Below are 22,441 nucleotides of genomic sequence, written 5' to 3'. Positions count from 1 at the left end.
TTCCTTTATTAAATTGTGACGGAACAAATAAGGGCGTTCGCATAATTATTCCCTGTTTTAAGGGTATTGATAATGAGATCATTATTTTTTGCCAATTGCCCTTGTCCCAAATAAAAAAAGCGATAACCGCATTCAAGAGGAACTTTACTTGCAACATTGTTAAAACGCAGGCCTGCACCGACTGTAGCTGCAAATGCAGTAGTATTATGATCAGAAAAACCATTATCGGGAATGGTGAATGTGGTAAGTGATACTTCTTTATAATGGTTGGCTTCAATAAAATTCGGGCCAATGCCTACATCAAAAGCGAGATTAATTTTATCGTTATTGGTTTGCACAATACTTTTTGCCATAAAAAATAATGGAATATTTTGAATTTTATAGGTATATGAAAGGTTAGTATCTAAGTGTTCTTCAATAATGTACCCTTTAGTTGTAGTGGTACCCAAGAAAAAAACATTCGCGCCATATGAAAAGTTGAATCGATCTCGCTCTGGCCCATCTAAAAAGTAACCAACCCCTACAAGGCCATTGCCTTGGGAATGACTTTTAACCGTATATTGATTTCCAACCAAGGTTTTTATATGAATATCCTGAGCTTTTCCTTGAGTTGCATAAAAACCACCAATCTCAAGCAGCAAATGTCCTTTAGTATAATCAAAAAAGAAATTATTTACTGGTTGACCGACTGCAAAAGTAGCTGTTGAGCTCACAGAGGAAAAAAATATGAGTACTAATCCTCTATATCTGGATTTATCAAAAAGCATCAGACATCCTTGTATTTACTCTAACTGCTCCATGCCTTTTTTCGCATCCATTAAAAATGCAAATGCTTCAGCGTTGGCGATATTGCAGCAAGTTAATGTTTATTAAAGACAAACATATTACAATGCAATAAATTCATAAACAACTTTTTCCATGTGCCCTGCAGAAATAGCATAAATCATTTAGCCCTATAATAAATAAAAAACTCTCTTCTAACCTAAAAATATCATTAAAATTAGCAGGGTTATACTTTGTATAAACCAACAATTTGTGTATAATGTCGCAATGGCGTCGATTTGAAATTCAGCTTGCGGACGCTCAAAAAAGTTCTCTTTTTTGAAAATACGGCTAAAGCGGATGTGAATTGCATTTCCTCTAAGTCTTCTGCCCGCACGCATAATCTCAGGTTATAAATAATGATTGAATTAATTGGATTATCCAAATCCTTTTCGGGCAAACCGGTTTTGCGTGACATCAATTTATTTATCCAAGAAGGTGAAATTTTTGGAATTATTGGTAAAAGTGGTGCAGGCAAATCAACCCTATTAAGATGCATTAATCTTTTAGAACGACCTGATCAAGGCAACGTCTTGATTGACGGCCAAGATTTGACAACTCTTTCAAGGAAAAATTTGGCTTTAGCCCGTCATAAAATGGCAATGATTTTTCAACAATTTAATTTACTCAATTCAAAAAATGTTTACGATAACATAGCGCTCCCTATGCGTATTCAGGGAATAGATGAAGAATCTATTCGTAATAAAATTGAAGAATTATTACCAATAGTCGAATTGACTGATAAAAAACTGGCATATCCGGCACAACTCAGTGGTGGTCAAAAGCAAAGAGTCGCTATAGCCCGTGCCTTAAGTTGCTCACCTAAAATTCTGCTTTGCGATGAAGCAACTTCCGCTTTGGATCCAGAAACAACAGACTCTATTTTGGCTTTACTCAAAAAAATTAATTCACTTTATGGCATCACCATAGTGCTTATTACTCATGAAATGGATGTAGTAAAGCGTATTTGTAACCGATTGGCAGTGATGGTTGATGGCGAATTAGCAGAAACAACTGCTTTAGCCAATGTATTTAATAAAAAAGAGGGCCTGGCTCGCAGCATGCTTTACGCGCAACTTAGCCCTCAATTGCCTGAATGTCTTATGAACAAGCTCGCAAACTACGTAACGGATAAACCATTACTACGTCTGTTTTTCCAAGGTGAAGAAGCAACGGTACCTTTTATTAGCCAAACCAGCCGTGAATTAAATCTTGATATTAACATCTTACTCGCCAATATAGACCGTTATGATACGGTAACCTGTGGCGTTTTAGTTGTTGAATTAACCGCACATCAATTTTTACTCGAAACATTCATTGAACGCTGTGAACAAGCCAAATTAACTGTGGAGGTTTTAGGTTATGTCCTTCCCGATGGCATATGATTTATTCATTGCAACAAGCGAAACACTGTATATGGTCATCACGAGCACTGTATTTGCGGTGATACTCGGTCTACCATTAGGAACTTGGCTTTATTCGTCGAGCCAAATCAAACCCAAACCTAGAGTTCACAAAGCATTATCCGCCTTAATTAATATGGCACGATCCATCCCTTTCATTATTTTATTGGTGGCAATTATTCCATTTACCCGACTTATTGTAGGGACTTCAATAGGAATGAATGCCGCTATAGTACCACTTACTCTAGGTGCGACACCCTTTTTTGCCAGATTGGTAGATAATGTATACCGTAGTTTACCTTCTGGGCTCATCGAAACCGGTTATGCAATGGGGGCCAACACCCGACAAATTATTTTGCATATTTTATTGCCCGAAGCAAAACCTGCTTTAATCCATGCGATTACCGTTACAGCCATTACTTTAGTCAATTATTCTGCAATGGCAGGAACAGTTGGTGCTGGTGGTTTGGGAACTTTGGCAATTAATTATGGGTATCAGCGTTTTGATGCTGGAGTCATGATTTCAACTGTCATTATTTTGATTGTGATGGTTCAACTGACCCAAATGCTCGGAGATTATTTAGCAAAGCGTTTTTTACATAACTGATTTATATTATTTTTTTTGGAGTGTTCAATGCGGATTTTAGCTTACTGTGTTTTATTATTGAGTCTTGTTGCATGCAATAAACCCTCACCGGATACTTTAGTAATTGGAACCATTGCTGGGCCAGAAACTGAATTGGTTGAAACATCAAAAGAAGTCGCTAAGAAAAAATACGGTTTAAACATAAAAATTGTAACGTTCAATGACTATAACTTACCCAACGAAGCATTACAGGATGGAAGTTTGGATGCTAATGTCTACCAACATCTACCTTATCTTAATGCAGCAGTTAAAGCGCATGGATATACTCTAGAAGCAATAGGAAGAACTTTTGTTTACCCGATGGGGATTTACTCCAAAAAACATACTTCATTAAAAGAATTACCTGAAAAAGCAGTAATTGCCTTACCTAATGATCCCAGCAATGAAATGCGTGCCCTGCAGTTATTGGAAAAAGCGCAACTGATTACATTAAAAGCAACCCATGACAATACGGGCTTAAAAGATATTGCATCAAACCCGCATGATCTGCAATTTAAGGAAATGGATGCAGCACAACTACCAAGAGTTTTGCCTGATGTAGATGCAGCGATAATCAATACAACCTTTGCCTTACCTGCGGGCTTAAATCCTGCACATGATGCTTTATTTACTGAGGATAAGACCTCACCCTACGCCAATATAATTGTTATTCGTAGTGATTCTCCCAAAAAAGCACAATTGGAACTATTTGTTAAAGCATTAAATTCCGAAGAAGTTAAAGAAAAGGCTAAAACTTTATTTGGAGATTCGGCTATACCTGCCTGGTAAAATCCTATTTAAGATTTGTAGCCTGGGTGAAGCATAGCGAAACCCGGGTTTCAGCACATCAATGAACCTCTTAATCCCGGGTTACGGCTTGCGCCTTCACCCAGGCTACAATTTCCACAACCTCAGAATTCATAAAGTTGAAAAATTTATCTTAACCTGAACAACGATCCTTTAGATTTAGGACTTTTAATTCTATCTTAATGAAAAAGTGTTATACTTTGAAAAAAGATAGATCTTGAGGTACATCTCTATGCCTTCGTTTAGACAAGCGTTTTTCAACTTTCTCAACTCTCAAAAACTAACAGGACAGTTTACGCCCGAAGAACAAGAAAAGATTTATCAAGAGTATCGTGACTCTATTGGGTTAACCGAAGACCTTACTTTTGGAGCCGAGGCCTTTGATAAGCATATCGAGAAGCGAATTAAAGATCATACCGGTTTTAAAACACAAATCGGCGCAGAAAAAGAAGATACTCTTGAGAAAATACTTAAAGGTGATGCACCTCCTGAGAAAGCGGCGGTTAGAACCGCACTCAGCACAATATTAGAACGCCAAACATTCTTTAATAAGGCTCAAGAAATATATAAAGAACGAATGGAAACCTTTCAGGAGCGGCTCAAAGAAGTTCCAGAACTTTCAGTAGAACAGATTCGAGGGTACCTTGAAGTAGCGGCTCAAGATGCTAGAAATGCTTTAAAAGCCCAGCAGAAAATAGAACTGGATAAATTGAAAGCTGAAGCTCCGGAGTTAGCGAAAAAAATCGGAGCTCTTTTAACGCCTCCTTTAACCTCTCCTGCCGATGATGGAAAAATCAAATCAATAGAAGAAACATTAGTAAAAGATTTAGAAAAATCACATTCAGAACAACTTGAAGAATTTAATAATACTACTAAAGAAAATCTGACTACACTAGATAAAGCGGCTGCCCTTGAACGAAAACGTGTCATTTTCTCTTACCAACTGGAAAACTGGGCGGAGCAACTAAGTGACTCAAACAAAGAAAAAATGCTCGAGGAAATGGAGCGAGCGAGGGCAGAAAATCGTAAAAAACGAGGGTTGACGGATGAAGACCAGTTTACAGGTGCTTCAATAAACGTTAAAGATGAAACCATATCTGCCATACATCCAGAAGATTTGCGTTTTATTATTTCATTAACAGGACAAGAGATAAAGAACACAGCAAAACCAGGCGAGCAAGCCAGTTGGACTGTTGAGATGGGTCCCCGTATACTTTCTCCATTTTACTATTTAAGCAATAAACAAAATCCCAAAGTAGATATGTTGACCATGGCTCAAGCGGTAAGGGCTGAAGGATTTGACTCAATTACAATGAAGATTAATTTTGAGGAGCCTGAAAGAAAAAAGAGAGCCCGACAAGCCTATGAAGCATGTCTTGAATGTGGTTTTTCTCCAGACCCACTACCTGGACAAGAGGGGAAAGATGCATTAAAAGGCATTGTACTTAGAGATGGTGCAGGCAATGAAATAAAGCCTGAAGATATTTTCTCCCCTAATGAGTTGGCATTACTTCATGATGAAGCTGCAAAACGTCGTGCAAAACTTAAGAGTATAGTTGAAGAACCTCCAAAAGAAACTACACCAGACATCGCTAAGCAATACCGTGAAGAATTGGATAAAGGGAGAAGTGAGCGAAGAGTGAAAGCAGGAAAAGCGCCAGTTAATTTCGAAGCAGAACAAGTAATGAATGAACAAGTAAAAACTACTCTCGGAACCGGATCTTAATTCAAATACCAATCTGGGTTTTTACTTTCTAGAAATTAAAGCCCAGTTATCTACTCCACTTTTTATCCTCTCCCTAAGTGATGCTCAAAAAATTCCACTACTCCTCAAACCCAATTTCTGTTATTTTATTAGATTAACTACGGGTTGGGCTAAGGAGATAGCTATGAATACTCGTGAATTTGATGAAGATGTAAACGAAACGGAAGAATTCGGCGTCGATAAAATCTTGACCCCAGAAACCAATCCTTCGACCAAATTGGAAAGAAGACGACGAATAGAAGATTTGTTTGAAGAAAAACGGCTTCGGGAAGAACTTGCAGACTTCGGTTAAACAAATGTAGCCTGGGTGCAGCGCAGTGTAACCCGGGATTGAGAACTCATGGATTTTAAGAAACCCGGGTTACGCTGCGCTGCACCCAGGCTACATTCTAGGCTAAATTACCCAAATTAGAAAAATAAATATCAAACCTCACTGTTTTCCCTTCTACGGTAGCATTTGCAGGCAATAAAGGTTTTGTTTTTTGTGGCCATTTTACGACTACCTTTTGTTTCGTGCGGTTTATCGCCAATTGAATTAATCTCTGTGCATCTTCATCTGGACCAATTATTTGTTGTAATGCTTGCATTTCCTTTTTCACCAACGCTGATTTATTGCGCTCTGGATGCATGGGATCAATATAAATAACATCAGGGTAGTTTTGTGTATCTAACGAACTTAAGTACGAATAGGCATCTTCGGCTTGAAACTTCAAATTCAATTGGTGTCGATCAGACTCATTTCTGCGTGATAAGCCATCCAATAATAGGGATGCCATAACAGGATTGCGCTCGAACATTAGTACCTCCGCCCCAAAACTGGCTAAAATAGCAGAGTCACGCCCCCAACCTGCGGTTGCATCAATAATTTTAACCCCAGCAGATGGTTTACAAGCTCGTACTAATCCTTGTTTTTTTCCTTCAGATCTTCTTTTACTCCAAAAATTGACACTGAATTCAGCGAAGATTGGTGAAAAACCAGGTATTTTCAATGACAGTCTTTCTTCAGTAACAAAGAGACAAGGATTTGCATTTTTATCTAAAACAAAATCCAGTTGTTCTGCAAGAGCTTTTGCTTTATCGTGCAAACCTTCATGCTCGTAGCCTACTGCTGAAATATTGATCATATGATACCAATAGAATTTATAACCGTAGCCAGGGTGAAGCGTAGCGGAACCCGGGGGAAATAAAACTTAAAAATCCCGGGTTCCGCTTTGCTTCACCCAGGCTACATGTATTATCCAATCTGCAACAAAGATATATCAGCTACCCCTTGCAATAAATCCTGTAAACTTGCCAGAAGTGCTAAGCGGTTGGCTTTTATTGCTTGATCCTCCACCATTACCATTACCTTATCAAAAAACAGATCGACCGGTTCTTTGAGGCTAGCAAGCAATTTGAGTAATGGACCATAGTCCGTAGAACGGTATAAAGTCTCTACAGCTCGTGCAACCTGATTGATATGAACATATAAAAACTTCTCTGGGCCCTCCTCAAGAATTTGCTCGTTTACAGGTGACAAGGTTTGTCTTCCTGCTTGGGAAAGCAAATTGTTCACGCGTTTGCAGGCGGCAGAAAGAGAAGCAGCTTCGGGGAGTTTTACAAATAATTGTAAGGCAGCCAAACGCTTGTCCAGATCATACAACCAGTCATCCTGACGTGCTCGCACTGCATGAACCAAATCAACACTTAAGCCTTGGCTTTGGTAATGAGATTGCAAACGCTCCAGAATGAAAGATTTCAATTCATCCAGTAAATTGGGTTCAATAGTTATTCGTGTTCCATAATGAACAATTGCTTGTTCAATTAATGTACTCAAGTTGAGCCGTGCTGATGTTGAAATTAATAAACGGACAACAGCCAAAGCATGACGGCGCAATTTGAATGGATCTTTTACCCCAGAAGGTTTTTGGCCTATAGCAAAAATACCAACCAGAGTATCGATTCGGTCTGCTAAAGATAAAGCCAGACCCAAATCAGATTCAGGGAGGTTATCTGCAGCAAAACGCGGCATATATTGTTCATTTAAAGCATGAGCAACAAATTGATCTTCACCATCATTCAGTGCGTAATAATACCCCATTAATCCTTGCAGCTCGGGAAATTCACCAACCATTCCCGTTAGCAAATCACACTTACTCAACTGAGCAGCACGTTGTGCCTGATGTAAATTTAAATGTAACGCAGGACTCAAATACGTCATCATTGCTTCAATCCGCAACGCTTTGTCCTGCAAGCTTCCCAATTTTGCTTGGAAAACAACGTGTTCAGTTCCTGCAATATGTTGACTTAAAGGCAGCTTTTTATCTTGTCTGAAAAAGAACGCCGCATCACTTAATCGAGCACGCATCACTTTTTCATTCCCTAAAACAACTTGTTTAGGATTTGAACTGGCAATATTAGAAACTGTAATAAAATGAGGTAGTAACGTTCCCTGTTTATCCTTTAATGCGAAACATTTTTGATGTGATTGCATCGAAGCAATTAATGATTCAGCAGGAACGTCGAGAAACTCTTTTTCAAAATTTGCCAACAAAGCTTGGGGCCATTCAACTATTGAAGCTACCTCGTCAAGTAAATCTTCCGGCATAATTGCTATAGCTTGAATGGACGCAGCTAACTCCTCGACCTGCTTCTTAATCATTTGCTTTCTAATTGCAAAATCAGCAACAACGAAAGCTTCGCTCATTTGTGACTCGTAGCTTTGTGCTGAGTTAATTGTAATGGGTTGTGGTGCGTGAAAACGATGGCCTCTACTGTTGCGATCACTTTTGATTCCCAAAACCGAATGTTCAATTACCGCATCACCATAAAGCATTACTGCCCAATGAACAGGCCGAGCAAACTCTTCATCCCCAGCTCCCCAACGCATGGGTTTAGCAATTGGCAAGGCAGCTAGAGATTGGCTAATTAAAACCGGTAATAAATCTTTAGTTTTACCCCCCTGGCTTTGCATTTCATAGACAATCCAATCGCCCTTATCTGTTTCGATTCGAGATAGTTTGTCCACCTCTACACCGCATGATTTCGCGAAACCAAGTAGCGCGGGCGTAGGCTTGCCTTCTTTGTCATATGCGGCAGCGAATGCCGGACCTCGACGTGTAACACTTTGGCTTTTTTGCTCTTCTTGCAAATCAAAAATAGCGATTGCAATACGCCTCGGCGTAGCAAAACGCTTAACTTGTCCATATTCTAATTGTGCTTTATCCAACGCAGCCAATAATTGATTCGCAAACTCATCTGCTAAAGGCCAAACCGAACCAGAAGGTAGTTCTTCACAACCTAATTCAAAAATAAAATCATTGACCATCACACACCTTTTGGTTAAGCATTGGAAAGCCTAAAGCTTCGCGCGCTTGATAATATGCTTGCGCTACTGCTCTTGATAAATGTCTTACACGTAAAATATAGCGTTGCCGTTCAGTAACGGATATCGCTTTGCGTGCATCGAGTAAATTAAATGAATGTGAGGCTTTGATTACCATTTCATAAGCAGGAAGCGGTAATTGCAAAGCAATTAATTTTTGTGCCTCAGCCTCATAATAATCAAATTGTTTAAATAATTCGTCTACATTAGCATGTTCAAAGTTATAGGCAGACATTTCCACTTCATTTTGATGGAACACATTTCCATAAGTTATTATGCCATTTGCTGTATTACTCCAGGGTAGATCAAATAAATTATCTACTCCTAATATGTACATAGCCAAACGCTCTAAACCGTAAGTCAACTCACCGGTTACTGGTTTACATGCCAGCCCCCCCGCTTGTTGAAAATAAGTAAATTGGGATACCTCCATACCGTTTTGCCAAACTTCCCAACCTAGGCCCCAAGCACCTAAAGTCGGCGACTCCCAGTTATCCTCAACAAAACGAATGTCATCAGCCAAAGGATCAACACCTAGGGCACGTAATGAATTCAGATATTTATCCTGTATGTCTAAAGGAGATGGCTTAAGTACTACCTGAAATTGATAATAATGTTGTACGCGGTTTGGGTTGTCCCCATAACGACCATCTGTGGGTCTCCGAGAAGGCTGTACATAAGCAGCCGACCAAGGCTCAGGTCCTATTGCCCGTAAGAAAGTAGCCGGATGAAAAGTACCCGCACCAACTTCCATATCAAAAGGTTGTAAAATTACGCATCCTTGAGCAGCCCAATATTGCTGCAAAGTGAGAATAATGTCCTGAAATGTAGATGGTTTTGTCATGAAAATCTCAATGTAGCCAGGGTGAAGTTAAGAATCCACTCTCCCACTCGTGAGAGAGGGATAGGGGTGAGGGCTCATTAACCAAAATCAAACCCTCATCCGCCCTAACGGGCACCTTCTCCCCATAGGGAGAAGGGATCTTTTACTACTAAAAAAACCGGGTTCGGCTGCGCTTCACCCGGGCTATTTCTGTTCTTACTTTGATTACTTACGAATTACCTGCTGCTTTCTTAATTAACTCTTGTAACGACTCTTCGCTGGCAGCACCAGGTATAAATGATGGTTCAGTGCCTTCTTTAAATTGCCCACTTGGAGTTGAAGCAATTATAAATGCAGGAGTACCCATCAAGTGTAATTTTTCTGCTAATTCACGGTTTGCATCTAAAACAGCAGTAACTTCTTTGCTTTGCATATCAGTCTTAAGTTTCTTCATATCCAAACCTAAAGACTTAGCAGTAGCCATAACGATTTGATCGTTTAAGCGTTTGTCGATATTAATCAACGCGTTATGCATTGCTTGGTATTTGCCTTGCATACCAGCGGCCAAAGCAGCTCTTGAAGCCAACTCAGAGCTCTTACCGAAGATTGGGAACTCTTTATAAATAACACGTAAATCACTGTCTTTCTTAATCAAACTGTCAATAATAGGTGACATTTTTTTGCAATGGATGCATTGGTAATCAAAAAATTCAACTATAGTCACATTACCTTTTGGATTGCCTGCAATGGTAGTTTTACCTTGGAACAATTGATCCGTATTTTCTTTAATGGCGGATTGTGCTTGTTGCTGCATATTTTGTTGTTGCTTTTGTTGCAGTGCTTGTGAAGCTTCCAGAAGTACTTCTGGATTAGCTACTAAATAGTCATGCACTACTTTCTCAATTTCCTTTTTTTGTGCATCAGACATAGGAGTTGTATTATTGGTATCTGCTGCCATAATTGCAGGTGATACTAAAGATGCTGCCAGCGCTCCTACTGTTAATAAATTTGTAAATTTCACACAGTTCCCCTTATTTAATAGTTAACATAATACCAACAACTTTCCAATCGGCACCCTAGCATCCGCTTCAATAAAATTCAATAGTTAGCCTGCTATTACATTAATTTTTGTATCGCAGAATTGTAAAGGTTAAATAATGGATCGTCATAGCCTAGATGAAATGAGGCATAACTCGAGAATTATATCGAGTTAAATCCACTTTGCCTACGTTTCTTTACATTAGATCACTGCGCCTCTACCGCTAAATTTGCATAGGCTAATACGAGCCATTTCACACCATGCTCTCTAAACTTCACTTGAACACGAGTATGGGCACCACTCCCTTCGACAGCCAAGACCACACCCTGACCAAATTTTGCATGGGTGACACTTTGTCCTAAAGACAACCCCGACGTTTCTGGAACAGCAGCAGGTTTATTCCTAGAAATAACAGGAGTTTGAAATTTCGCTTTGACACGAAGTTCCTCAAGTAATTCCTGGGGCAGTTCTCTTAAAAATCGTGAAGACCTATGATATTCCTCTCTTCCATATTGCCGTCTTATTTCAGCATAAGATAAAACCAGCTTACGCATAGCACGTGTCATACCCACATAACATAAACGACGCTCCTCTTCCAAACGTCCTGGTTCTTCCAAAGACTGTTTTCCTGGAAATACCCCCTCTTCCATCCCTACTAAAAACACTATAGGGAATTCAAGGCCCTTGGCCGCATGTAAGGTCATTAAATGGACATAACGCTCATGTTCTCCCGCCTGCATTTCTCCTGCCTCCAAAGAAGCATGCGCTAAGAATGCATTGATTAAAGGAATCTCTTCATCTTCCTCTTGTTCATAACGAAATTGTTTGGCTGCATTGATTAATTCTTGTATGTTATCAAGGCGGGACTCCGATTTATCTCCTTTGATTTTGCTGAAATGAGCATGCAATCCACTCAGCTGAATCACAACAGATAACTGCTCGTCCAGTTCCATCGACAAAGTATTTTGGTTCAATTGTTCAATTAATTCGATAAATTTTGATAATGCAGAACCAGCCCTCTGGGCCATCTCACCTGATTGTAACAAGGTCTTAGCAGCATGCCATAATGAGCATTGTTCTGATTTTGCATAATGGCGCAAATCGTCGAGCGTCTTTTCACCAATACCTCGAGTTGGGAAATTCACTACGCGATCAAAAGCTGTATCATCGTGTGGATTAACCAATAAACGCAAATAAGCTAATACATCTTTTACTTCTGCGCGATCAAAGAAACGAACCCCACCGTAAATACGGTAGGCAATCCCGGCACGCAATAACGCTTCCTCTAAAACTCGAGATTGGGCATTGGAACGATATAAAATAGCAATTTCATCAGCACTGCCCCCTTGATTAATTTCCATCATAATGCGTTCGCAGACAAAGCGTGCTTCTTCCAACTCATTAAACGCACCGTAAACCAGAATTTTTTCTCCAGTTGCTCCATCCGTCCACAAATCTTTTCCCATCCGCGAATTATTATGTGTAATCAGTGCATTTGCAGCGTTGAGAATGGTTGCTGTGGAACGATAATTTTGTTCCAACCGGATAATCTGCGTGTTTTTAAAATCATGAGAAAATTGTTGAATGTTTTCAACTTTGGCTCCACGCCAGCCATAAATAGATTGATCATCATCGCCAACTGCCAAAACAACTGTATGCTCACCGGCAAGAAGGCGTATCCATGCATATTGAATCGTATTTGTATCTTGAAACTCATCGACCAATATGGCTTGAAAACGTTGACGGTAATGATTAAGAATCTCTGGGTTATCGCGCAATAACTCATGGGTTCGCAATAACAATTCCGCAAAATCAATTACCCCTGCAGTCTGGCATGCTTGTTCATACGCACTATAAATGTTGAGCAATGTTTTACCTGGTCCATAAGGTAAAGTATGTACATGTTGGGGTCGTATTCCTTCATCTTTGCGCCCATTAATAAAAGACTGTGCCTGTTTCACTGGCCATTGCTCTGGATCAAGGTTTAATGAGGCAATAACACGCTTAATCATACGTGCTTGATCTTCAGAGTCCAGAATATGAAATAGTTCAGGTAAATTGGCCTCTTTATAATGTCGACGAAGTAAACGATGACACAAGCCATGAAAAGTCCCTACCCAAAGCCCCTGTACTGGAGTACTCAACATCCCATTTAATCGCGCTTTCATTTCACCAGCAGCCTTGTTAGTAAAAGTTACTGCCAAAATTCCATGGGGCGAAATATGCTCTTCTTCAATAAGCCAGGCAATGCGACTGACCAAAACTTTCGTTTTGCCACTCCCCGCCCCAGCAAGGACCAGCGTATTACCAAGCGGAGAGGTAACTGCTTCGCGTTGTCGCTCATTCAGTCCTTTAAGAATTGCAGCAAGAGTCATAAATAAATTCCAGGAAAAAAAGATGGTGTATTCTATTAATAGATCCTACTCTCTCGCAAGTGAAAGAAAAATAGAAGCTATACTAACTTTAAGTATAAACTTGTTTTAAGTGAATACTTATTGCTTTCAAGCGCTTCACAGCGCAAAATAATGCAATAAGGTAAAACAAACTTCCTAAAGGACTAAAATGCACTCGCTCTATCCATCTATTAAACCTTATGCGCAACATGAATTAAAAGTTGGTGCACTACATACACTTTATATTGAAGAAACAGGAAATCCTGAAGGGCTGCCTGTTGTCGTGTTACATCCAGGCCCGGGCGCTTCCTCTGGAGATGGTTATCTTAGACGTTTTTTTGATCCACAACATTATAGGATCATAATTTTTGATCAACGCGGCTGCGGGCGCTCTACTCCTCATTTGGAAGTACGTGAAAATACGACCAGTTTATTGTTGGATGACATCGATGCCATCCGGGATTTCTTAGGGTTATCTGAATTTGTATTATCTGGAGGAGGTTGGGGTTCTTTGTTGGCTTTGCTTTACGCTCAAAAATTCCCTCAACAAATTAAAGCGCTACAGCTTCATCAAATTTTTTTAGGAAGACAACAAGATATTGATTGGTTTTATAAACAAGGGGCAAACCTGGTTTATCCTGATTACTGGGAGGAATTTATTAGTAGTGTCCCTGAAGATATGTTGGCTCAAATTCCCCAATATTATGCCAACTGTTTGCAAGGCCCCAACGAACTGGCACGTATGAGTGCTGCAAAATCTTGGGCCTTATGGGAAGCACGTTGCAGTAGTTTGCAACCCCATTTATATGTTATTGATCAATTCAGCGATCCACATTTCGCCCTGGCTCTTGCAACATTAGAATCTCATTACATTAACAATCACTTTTTCATTGAAGAAAATCAAGTCATAACTAATGTACATAAAATAAGACATATTCCAACTTATATCGTACATGGCCGTTTTGATTTGATTTCTCCATTGGCTGGTGCTTTTGAACTGCATCAAGCCATACCCGCATCCAATTTAAGAATAGTTCGTGATGCGGGACATTCGGATAGAGAATCAGGTATAATTGATGCCCTAATTTATGCAAGTAAAGAAATTTCCAAACAAGGGCTTGATGCATGTTGATTGTAATTCAAAGGGTGACGCACGCCCGAGTAGATATTGGTGGTGAAACTGTAGGCAAAATCGATCAGGGTCTTTTGATTCTTTGTGGTTTTGAACCTGATGATACGGAACATAACATCACTAAAATGTTAGATAAATGCATCAACTATCGCATTTTTAGTGATAGCCAAGGCAAAATGAATTTAAGCCTTAAGGATGTTCAAGGTGGTTTATTATTAGTGCCACAATTTACTTTAGTGGCCGAAACTCAAAAAGGATTGCGCCCTAGCTTTTCCAATGCAGCCCCGCCAGAGCTTGGTCGACAACTGTTTGATAATCTATTGACGCAAGCATCTCAGTTATACCCTCACACACAAAGTGGATGTTTTGGTGCCGACATGCAGGTTCATTTATGCAATGACGGCCCAGTAACTTTTCTGTTAAAGTTCTGATAAATAATTGGGGTCAGCGTATTAAATTTAAAAATGAATTGCTTTTTTGTAGACTGGGTGACGCGAAGCGGAACCCGAGTTTCGCTGCGCTCCATCCAGGCTATAATATTTTAAAAAAAATATCAGTGGCAGTCTGGATTACTATTGTTTGCAAGAACATTAAACTCGTGTAACATCTTCCAATAAGTTGAATAATAAAAAAAATCATGCGATTAATTTCACTAGTTATCAGTTTTACCAGTAGTCTCGTTTTAACTGGTTGTGTCTGTAAGGGAACTAACCCCGTCGATCCTTTTGAACCCTTTAACCGAAAGGTATATAAGTTTAATACGGCCTTTGACAATGTATTTTTAAAACCTCCAGCAAAAGTATATCGAGCAGTGATACCCGCACCTGTCCGTAAAAGCGTCAATAATTTTTACAACAACCTGGATCTTATACCAACCGTAGGCAACGATCTTCTACAAGCTGAAGGGAAATGGGCAATTAGAGACTCCTGGCGATTTATTATTAACTCTTCTTTAGGTGTGGGTGGTTTATTTGACGTTGCAAAAACTTTTGGTTTACCACCACATTCAAATGATTTAGGCCTGACTCTAGCAAAATGGGGAGATAAAAATTCGCCCTACTTAGTTATTCCATTACTAGGGCCAAGTACTCTTAGAGATGGTGCAGGATGGCTATTCCAATTCGCATTATACAGCCCTTATGTTTACATTCATGACGATGCAGTCGTTTATAGTTTGTTAGCGCTGCGTTATATAGATCTACGCTCACAACTGTTAGACACAGATCGCATAATGGATGAAGCTTTGGATAAATATAGCTTCATGAGGGATGCATACTTACAATATCGTAATCATCTCATTGCAGGTAACCATGCGGATACTGGCGCTCTTTATGTTGATGATAAAAAAGCAGATCAAGAAGCTGCAGCTGAAGCAGGTAGTGACTACGTAGATGAGTAATATGTAGCCTGGGTGCAGCGCAGCGGAACCCAGGGATTAAGTACATTCATATCAGAACTGGATCCCGCGAACAAGTCGCGGGACGTAGACACAAATATAAAATCTCGGGGAAAAGTCAGATTTGAGTGCAGGTTGAGTGTAAGATCTAAGTGCGGCATAGCTTCTCAAGGCAACGTAAGAAATCACCCGCAATATCAAGTTTTGTTTCTGCCTCTATTTCCCGCAAACACGTTGGACTAGTCACATTGATTTCGGTTAAATAATCACCGATCACATCAATGCCAACAAAATACAAACCTTTGGCCCTAAGAGAAGGTCCTATTTGTTCACAAATCCATCTATCCCTTGCCGTAATAGGAACTACTTCACCACGAGCACCTGCAGCCAAGTTACCTCGCAAATCACCTTCCGCAGGAATACGTGCTAAGGCATAAGGAACAGGTTCACCATTAATTAATAAAATGCGTTTATCACCCAAGTTTTTTATTTCATGAATATAACGTTGGGCAATAATCGTTTGTGTTTGATTCTTAGTTAAAACTTCCAAAATAACTGACAAATTGTTCCCTTGCTCTTCAACATGAAATACAGAATTTCCTCCCATCCCTTCCAAAGGTTTGAAAACAACTTGCTTGTGTTCCTCCCAAAAAGATCTCAATCGTTTTATATTTCGGGATACAAGTGTAGTTGGACAACACTGAGGAAAATTCAATGTAAAAAATTTTTCATTCGCATCACGGAGACTTTGTGGTTTGTTTGCAACAAGAACACCTTCGCGTTCTGCGAGTTCCAAGAAATATGTGGTGTAAATATATTCTATGTTAAAGGGTGGGTCTTTGCGCATCAGAATGATATCAAGTTCGCTCAAAGGCATTTCACCTAACACTTTAATTGTAGCCCAATCCTTACTGTGTACATCGCCGATACTTAAATCATAAACTTGCGCGAACGCATGACCTTCCTTACAAAATAAATCTTCCTGAGTAAATACAACACATGACCACCCCATTTCTTGCGCTCTCTTGATCATAGCAAGCGTTGTATCTTTATAAGGTTTTAGTTGATCTAGAGGATCCAGCAGCACACCAAGTTTCATTACTCACCTCCAATAGCTGCTATTTCCCTTGCTGCAGCAAGCGCAGCCAATCGAGCAATAACTCCATAAACATAAAAACGATTTGACTCATCCACCTCAGTTAAATCATCACAAGGCATGTTACACGCCTGGGCAAAAGCTAATGGTTCAAAATGCATTCCTGGTGCATTTAGATTTTCATCGATCCCGCGTTCTTTATGAACCCTGTAAAAGCCACCCACTACAAACTGGCCAATCATATAGACAACAGGTTCAGCAACAGAACCATTTGGCATGGTTTCAAAGGTATACACACCTTCTTGGATAATTACCCTATCCACTTTACGACCACCTTTACTAGCCGACATTCGAGTTCTTTGTTTTCTGTTTAATTGGCGCACTTCTTCTGCATTATGTACCATCATGACACTCATGCCATAGGTACCATTATCCGCTTTAATCGCAACGAATGGTTTCTCCTTTATTCCATAAGTTGCATATTTATCGCCCATTAAAGTTAAGATTTTATCTACTTCGATTGCTAATCTATCTATACCTTCTTGAGCCATAAAATCCAGGCCTTCTAGAGCGCTAAAATATGGATTAATTAACCAGGAATCCATACCTACAAATTCAGCAAATTCTGTAGCAACCTCATCATAAAAATTAAAATGACTGGATTTTAATCGTGAAAACCAACCTAATTGCGCTGTAGGTCTTATCTTTTGTTTTATTCCTTGCAAAATCTCAGGAATTCCTTGCGACAAATCATTATTGAGCATGAGGAAACATGGATTAAAATCACTCAACCCCACTCGATCACCCTGACGTTCTATAGGCTCTAATAATAGACTTTCTCCGCTTTCAAGAAAAACTTCAGTAGGCTCCTTAAGTTCAGGGTCCAAACTGCCAATACGCACTACAAATCCAGCTTTGACAAAAATAGTTCGTAACACACTGAGACTTTTTAAATAAAACTTATTGCGTGTATGACTTTCTGGGACCAGTAAGATTCTAGTGCAATCAGGAACATAGTCGACTAGCACAGACTGAGCAGCCTGAACACACAATGGAAAAAATTCCGGATTTAAATTATTAAACCCTGCAGGAAACAGATTAGTATCTACAGGCGCCAGTTTAAATCCCGCATGCCGCAAATCGACTGATGAGGTTAATGGTGGAGGAGTGTCTTTCCATTGGTGCCTAAACCAAGACTCAATAGCAGCTATTTGATTTAAAACAATTTTTTCCACATGAAACAACGGTCCTGAATGTGCTGTGGTCAAATGAGGAACAGGGATTTCATGAACATTCATGTTTTCTTCTCTTATAATTTTTTTGACGATGTTACCGGGGTTAACACAGAAATAAAAGATCTTATTCATTTTCTGTTATTATATTGTAAGTTAGATTTTTATGCCTGACACAATCCTTTAATTGCAAATGATATTGTTAGAAAATGGATTTGTTAGACTCAACATTGATTAACAAACTAAAGGAACACATTCATGATCAATGAACTGGTACAACAATTTTCGACACAGATACAAACTTTTTTATTTATCATGATGCTTATCAATGGCATTTTGCATCTGATTTTTGCTGGCGCAGTGGCCCACGATGCAGGAAATATGAATCGAACCGGTCAAAAAACTGTTTTAGTTTCCGCCGCTACCTGGGCATTTGCCACCTTAGTTGGTGGGGTTTTCACAGCAACAATTTATTGGTTGCTGCACCACTCCACATTTACACGACCAACAATAAGAGAGGTTCGTTATGATCAACCCTAACATTAAAACCATTAATGTACATCAACTAAAAGAAATGATGGACAATAATCCCAATATTTGTTTAATTGATGTTAGAGAATTGGACGAGTGGCAAGAGTTTCATATACCTGGAGCATTGCACATCCCTAAAGATATTATTGCATCATCTATTGCAGCTAAAATTCCAAATAAAAGTCATCCTATCTATTTACACTGCAAAGGAGGAGTAAGATCCTTATTCGCTGCTCAAATTTTAATGGATTTGGGATACCAAGAAATTTATTCAGTGGATGGTGGCATAATTGATTGGGCCGTATCAGGTTATCCTATTGAGCAACAGAAAAAAATCTCGGAACCGCAATTATAATCCAAATCCTATTGCTGTCTGGATGCAGTGAATCAGAAGTCGGGCTATTCGCTAAGCTTCCTGATCCAATTCACTGCATTCAGAAAGCTCGAACTAGGTACATTGAACTGATATATGTTCCCTGGGATCTTCAACAAACTCTTTACTAAGAGCAGGGGCAGGAGGAATAACATCACCATTTGCAAATAATCCTATTCTTTTTTTGATTTTACTATCAGAATCTTTCAATTGTTGTTCTTTAGCCTTCTCAATCTGATTCAACTCGAGATCCGCTATTTTTTTGACTAAATCTTGCAAAACTTTTTCTACCTTATAATCCTTAATTTTTTTACCTGAAAAAGTTTGCTTACTTGGGTGTAGATAACCTTTGCTCGGATCCGCATCTATATATACCTGTGTATTCATAAAGCTGCTTAACGCCTTATACATTTCAAGCAAATTTTTGGAATCGGGGAAATTTTCTTTATCAAGATTAAGCGACGTTGTTAATGCGTTATATAACGTACTGTTCTCGGGAGACAAAAAAAATGAGGTTACAGTTCCTTGATAGCTTGCGAAAATTTGATCACGAATATAGAAAGCTGCTGCATAAAGTACGCATGTTTTATCTGGGCTATTGGAGTTATCAAGACACGATAGAACTGCAAGTAGATATTTACATTGAATTGCTCGTTCAGGATGGCTAATGGAAAGAGATTTTAATGCCTTTGGTAAATTTTTTTCATCTAATTTATGTCTTTTTACTTCAGTTGCTATACTCTCCCTGATGTATTTTGATAATGTATCATATTCAACATACTTGAAACCCATTTCTGCTCTCCTTAAACTCCATGAATCGGGATTAGTAAAATTTACTTCAACGTGAGCAGTTTAAACTAATTCATAATGCCAGTCATGCATTTTCTTTTTACTACTTAATTAATTTTTATCTTTTAAAGTCAATAAGATAACACAACAATTTTGAACTTAGGCTGGACAAAGAGAACGAGTTATTTGATGTCATTTTTCTTGAATGAATGTCGAAGCTTCATCTAAAAAGAAATAGAGAAGACTCTGGATCCTTTTTTAGATTGCTTTTTTATGTACTGTTGATTAATTTAAATCTTTTGTCGTTGTCAGGATAGTTATGAAAAAATACATTGGTTCCATTTGTCTTTTTCTAGGTTGTTTGAACACCCATGCACAAATCAGTCAACCCAAATTAGTCGTTCAATTGGTAGTCGATCAATTACGAGGCGATTTAATTTATCAACATCAACAACAATTTGGGAATGGCGGATTTAATTATTTATTAAGTCATGCCATTGATTTCCGCAATACGCATCATCCACATGCCAATACGACAACGTGTGCCGGACACGCAACTGTTGCAACAGGAAGCTTCCCTGCCTTACATGGGGTTATTAATAATGAATGGTATGACCGAAAATCACAACAGCCGGTTTATTGCATGGAAGATTTGAAAACCAATATATTAAGTACACCACATACACGTATTGCTCTTCCAGGACGCTCTCCAAAGAATTTATATGCCTCAACTTTAAGCGATGAAGTGATACTCTCTCAAAAAGGACGAGTCTTCGGAGTATCCTTAAAAGATCGTTCAGCAATAGCCCTTGCGGGGCATGCTGGCAAAGCGTTTTGGTTTGATACGACCAATGGTGGCTTTATTACCAGTACTTATTACTATGCTCAATATCCTCAATGGGTTAAAAATTGGAACAAAAACTACCAACCCAAAGACTACGATTGGAATCTTGGCCGGTCCAGGCCTGAATATCAAAATGCCAATTCCCCAATCTTCCATCATGAAGATGAGCTTTTTGGTCAAACCTTCCCACACCATATAACGCAATCTCCGAGCCCTGAATATTTTAAAGCACTATCCAGAACCCCTAAAGCGGATCAATTAACTGCAGAGTTTGCGGAGCAACTTTTAACCGAAGAACGGGTAGGTCAATCCGTTGGAAAAACTGATTATTTAGGTATTAGTTTTTCTGGTGTTGATGCAATCGGCCATCAATTTGGCCCCAATAGTCTTGAATCAGAAGACAATTTATTGGAATTAGATAAAACACTAGCCCATCTTTTCGCTGCCATTGACAAACAAGTGGGTCTAAATAATACCCTCATTGTGCTTACTGCAGATCATGGTGTAAATGATGGACCAACTTATCTCAAAGCACATCATATAAATGAAATTAACCCCATTGATATCCCTAAAATGGAACAATACATCCGCACTGTACTGAAAAAACAATATAAGCTTCCAGAGCAAACCCTGATGTCCATCATGCCGCCATATATCTATCTTAATCATAAAGTAATAAATCAGCATAAATTGAAACTGAATGAAGTGAAACATTCTCTTGCGCAAGCTTTAACTCTAAGACCAGGAATATTCAAAGCGTATGCGTTACCTGTTACTGATATTGAAAAGGATTGGTTGAGCACTAAAGTGAACAAAATGTATTTTCCAGAGCGTTCTGGGGATATCTACCTCATTCAACCACCAAATCAATCGTATGGCACAAAAAGTAAGGATCGCGTTGCTCATGGCAGTCCTTGGCAATACGATAGTTATGTGCCTTTACTCTTTGTACACCCATATTTTAAAGCGCAACGTATTTTTCGACCGACTTATACAACAGATATTGCACCCACTTTATCTGCAGTGCTCATGATTAAAAATCCATCTGCGGCTGTTGGTCACCCTTTACCAGAAGTAGTATCTGCTTTTAATTAAAATGTGATTATATTTTTACCCCTCAAAATCAGAAATGTAGCCTGGGTGAAGCGTAGCGGAACCCGGGAATAATTAATCTCGGATCCCGGGTTCCGCTACGCTTCACCCAGGCTACATTTTATCTATCAAAATCAACTAAACTTATATAAGAAGATTGATGTGTTTAGCCTTCAAAAACCAGGCAGCTTAACAAGTAAATCCTAATTAAAGATTGAATTTAACACAAAAAACCTTTAGTATTTGCACGAAATTTCTAACGATATCATCATGAATAAACAAGCTATAATTATTGGGATTTCAGGCCCTTCTGCATCAGGTAAAAGTCTCTTAGCAAATACTATTGTTAATGAGCTTGGCTCAGAACAGGTAGTAGTTATTTCTGAAGATGCCTATTACAAAGATAATGGCCATTTGCCTTTCACTGAAAGAGAAAGAATAAACTACGATCACCCCGATTCTTTTGACCATACTTTACTTTGTGAGCACTTAAGGCAATTAAGAGAAGGTAGGCCGGTTGAAATTCCAATTTATTCTCACTCCAAGCACATGCGCTTGCCGGAAACCAGAACCATTGGTCAGCATGCCATTATTATTCTTGAAGGCATTTTACTCTTCACCGATAAAGAGTTACGAGAAATAATGGATATTCGGATTTTTATGTCTACTCCTCTAGACGTGTGTTTAACCCGACGTTTAAAAAGAGATGTGGTTGAACGGCATCGAACTTTTGAGTCAGTAGTGCATCAATATGAAACAACTGTACGTCCTATGTACTTGCAGTTTATTGAACCATCCAGTCGCTACGCTGACATCATTGTTCCTCGTGGAGGAGAAAATAGGATTGCTATCGAAATGATTCAAGCGAAGATGCGTGAATTGTTAGCATCACACACTACTTAATTGAGGAGAGAA

21 protein-coding genes are annotated in these 22,441 nt (G+C 39.1%); 12 read left to right on the top strand and 9 right to left on the bottom strand.

All coding sequences use genetic code 11. The features are described from left to right. Positions 1–8: 8 nt before the first annotated feature. Positions 9–767 (bottom strand): hypothetical protein, encoded by a 759-nt coding sequence (locus tag Lstg_RS00420; RefSeq protein WP_058475693.1) that lies wholly within the window; start codon positions 765–767, stop codon positions 9–11. A gap of 414 nt (positions 768–1,181) precedes the next feature. On the opposite strand from Lstg_RS00420, the gene Lstg_RS00415 reads away from it, so the two are divergent. The 5 genes from Lstg_RS00415 (at position 1,182) to Lstg_RS17840 (ending at position 5,714) form a co-directional block, all read left to right on the top strand. Beyond that, positions 1,182–2,207, top strand: coding sequence for a methionine ABC transporter ATP-binding protein (locus Lstg_RS00415; protein WP_058475692.1), 1,026 nt, complete (start codon positions 1,182–1,184; stop codon positions 2,205–2,207). After that, positions 2,185–2,832, top strand: coding sequence for a methionine ABC transporter permease (locus tag Lstg_RS00410; protein WP_058475691.1), 648 nt, complete (start codon positions 2,185–2,187; stop codon positions 2,830–2,832). The genes Lstg_RS00415 and Lstg_RS00410 overlap by 23 nt, the downstream gene beginning before the upstream one ends. A 27-nt stretch (positions 2,833–2,859) precedes the next feature. Then, a complete protein-coding gene (locus Lstg_RS00405) occupies positions 2,860–3,639 on the top strand; it encodes a MetQ/NlpA family ABC transporter substrate-binding protein (protein WP_082650767.1) in 780 nt (259 codons plus the stop codon). 250 nt (positions 3,640–3,889) lie between these two features. Further along, entirely contained in the window at positions 3,890–5,383 is a 1,494-nt protein-coding gene (locus Lstg_RS00400; RefSeq protein ID WP_058475690.1) for a hypothetical protein, read from the top strand. A gap of 163 nt (positions 5,384–5,546) precedes the next feature. Continuing rightward, positions 5,547–5,714 (top strand): PA3496 family putative envelope integrity protein, encoded by a 168-nt coding sequence (locus Lstg_RS17840; protein ID WP_165481734.1) that lies wholly within the window; start codon positions 5,547–5,549, stop codon positions 5,712–5,714. A gap of 97 nt (positions 5,715–5,811) precedes the next feature. Here the strand turns inward: Lstg_RS17840 and Lstg_RS00395 are convergent, their stop codons facing one another. From Lstg_RS00395 to uvrD, 5 genes are all read right to left on the bottom strand, one after another. Then, positions 5,812–6,546 carry a class I SAM-dependent methyltransferase gene (locus tag Lstg_RS00395; RefSeq protein WP_058475689.1) on the bottom strand — a complete coding sequence of 245 codons (735 nt, stop codon included), beginning with the start codon at positions 6,544–6,546 and terminating at the stop codon, positions 5,812–5,814. A gap of 110 nt (positions 6,547–6,656) precedes the next feature. After that, positions 6,657–8,729: a glycine--tRNA ligase subunit beta gene (glyS, locus tag Lstg_RS00390; RefSeq protein WP_058475688.1), complete on the bottom strand. Its 2,073-nt coding sequence runs from the start codon at positions 8,727–8,729 to the stop codon at positions 6,657–6,659. Then, on the bottom strand, positions 8,719–9,630 hold the full coding sequence (gene glyQ / locus Lstg_RS00385; protein ID WP_058475687.1) for a glycine--tRNA ligase subunit alpha: 912 nt from the start codon (positions 9,628–9,630) through the stop codon (positions 8,719–8,721). The genes glyS and glyQ overlap by 11 nt, the downstream gene beginning before the upstream one ends. A 208-nt stretch (positions 9,631–9,838) precedes the next feature. Continuing rightward, complete coding sequence (locus tag Lstg_RS00380; RefSeq protein WP_058475686.1) at positions 9,839–10,630, bottom strand: DsbA family protein; 792 nt, start codon at positions 10,628–10,630, stop codon at positions 9,839–9,841. A gap of 224 nt (positions 10,631–10,854) precedes the next feature. Then, positions 10,855–13,023: a DNA helicase II gene (gene uvrD, locus Lstg_RS00375; protein WP_058475685.1), complete on the bottom strand. Its 2,169-nt coding sequence runs from the start codon at positions 13,021–13,023 to the stop codon at positions 10,855–10,857. Positions 13,024–13,210: 187 nt separating this feature from the next. Between uvrD and pip the strand changes: the two genes are divergently transcribed. The 3 genes from pip to Lstg_RS00360 all read left to right on the top strand — a co-directional run bounded on the left by pip (position 13,211) and on the right by Lstg_RS00360 (position 15,572). Beyond that, positions 13,211–14,173, top strand: a complete 963-nt coding sequence (gene pip / locus Lstg_RS00370; RefSeq protein ID WP_058475684.1) for a prolyl aminopeptidase — start codon at positions 13,211–13,213, stop codon at positions 14,171–14,173. After that, on the top strand, positions 14,167–14,604 hold the full coding sequence (dtd, locus tag Lstg_RS00365; protein WP_058475683.1) for a D-aminoacyl-tRNA deacylase: 438 nt from the start codon (positions 14,167–14,169) through the stop codon (positions 14,602–14,604). Before pip ends, dtd begins: the two co-directional genes overlap by 7 nt. A gap of 206 nt (positions 14,605–14,810) precedes the next feature. Beyond that, on the top strand, positions 14,811–15,572 hold the full coding sequence (locus Lstg_RS00360; protein ID WP_058475682.1) for an MlaA family lipoprotein: 762 nt from the start codon (positions 14,811–14,813) through the stop codon (positions 15,570–15,572). Positions 15,573–15,717: 145 nt separating this feature from the next. Here Lstg_RS00360 and gshB read toward each other — a convergent pair whose 3' ends face one another. Beyond that, complete coding sequence (gshB, locus tag Lstg_RS00355) at positions 15,718–16,668, bottom strand: glutathione synthase (protein WP_058475681.1); 951 nt, start codon at positions 16,666–16,668, stop codon at positions 15,718–15,720. Further along, positions 16,668–17,963, bottom strand: coding sequence for a glutamate--cysteine ligase (gene gshA / locus Lstg_RS00350; protein ID WP_058475680.1), 1,296 nt, complete (start codon positions 17,961–17,963; stop codon positions 16,668–16,670). The genes gshB and gshA overlap by 1 nt, the downstream gene beginning before the upstream one ends. 192 nt (positions 17,964–18,155) lie before the next feature. On the opposite strand from gshA, the gene Lstg_RS00345 reads away from it, so the two are divergent. Further along, positions 18,156–18,437, top strand: coding sequence for a hypothetical protein (locus Lstg_RS00345; protein WP_058475679.1), 282 nt, complete (start codon positions 18,156–18,158; stop codon positions 18,435–18,437). Continuing rightward, positions 18,424–18,783 (top strand): rhodanese-like domain-containing protein, encoded by a 360-nt coding sequence (locus Lstg_RS00340; protein WP_058475678.1) that lies wholly within the window; start codon positions 18,424–18,426, stop codon positions 18,781–18,783. Before Lstg_RS00345 ends, Lstg_RS00340 begins: the two co-directional genes overlap by 14 nt. A 93-nt stretch (positions 18,784–18,876) precedes the next feature. On the opposite strand, the gene Lstg_RS00335 is transcribed toward Lstg_RS00340, so the two are convergent. Beyond that, positions 18,877–19,593 (bottom strand): hypothetical protein, encoded by a 717-nt coding sequence (locus Lstg_RS00335; RefSeq protein WP_058475677.1) that lies wholly within the window; start codon positions 19,591–19,593, stop codon positions 18,877–18,879. Positions 19,594–19,909: 316 nt separating this feature from the next. Between Lstg_RS00335 and Lstg_RS00330 the strand changes: the two genes are divergently transcribed. Both Lstg_RS00330 and udk read left to right on the top strand, forming a co-directional pair. Beyond that, on the top strand, positions 19,910–21,529 hold the full coding sequence (locus tag Lstg_RS00330; RefSeq protein WP_058475676.1) for an alkaline phosphatase family protein: 1,620 nt from the start codon (positions 19,910–19,912) through the stop codon (positions 21,527–21,529). Positions 21,530–21,796: 267 nt separating this feature from the next. Next, on the top strand, positions 21,797–22,429 hold the full coding sequence (udk, locus tag Lstg_RS00325; RefSeq protein WP_058475675.1) for a uridine kinase: 633 nt from the start codon (positions 21,797–21,799) through the stop codon (positions 22,427–22,429). Positions 22,430–22,441 lie beyond the last annotated feature (12 nt).

Source organism: Legionella steigerwaltii, assembly GCF_001468065.1.
In the GTDB taxonomy this organism is placed as follows: Bacteria; Pseudomonadota; Gammaproteobacteria; order Legionellales; family Legionellaceae; genus Legionella; species Legionella steigerwaltii.
Note: the sequence above shows the minus strand (reverse complement) of the source record. Positions and strands in the feature narration are given on the sequence as shown.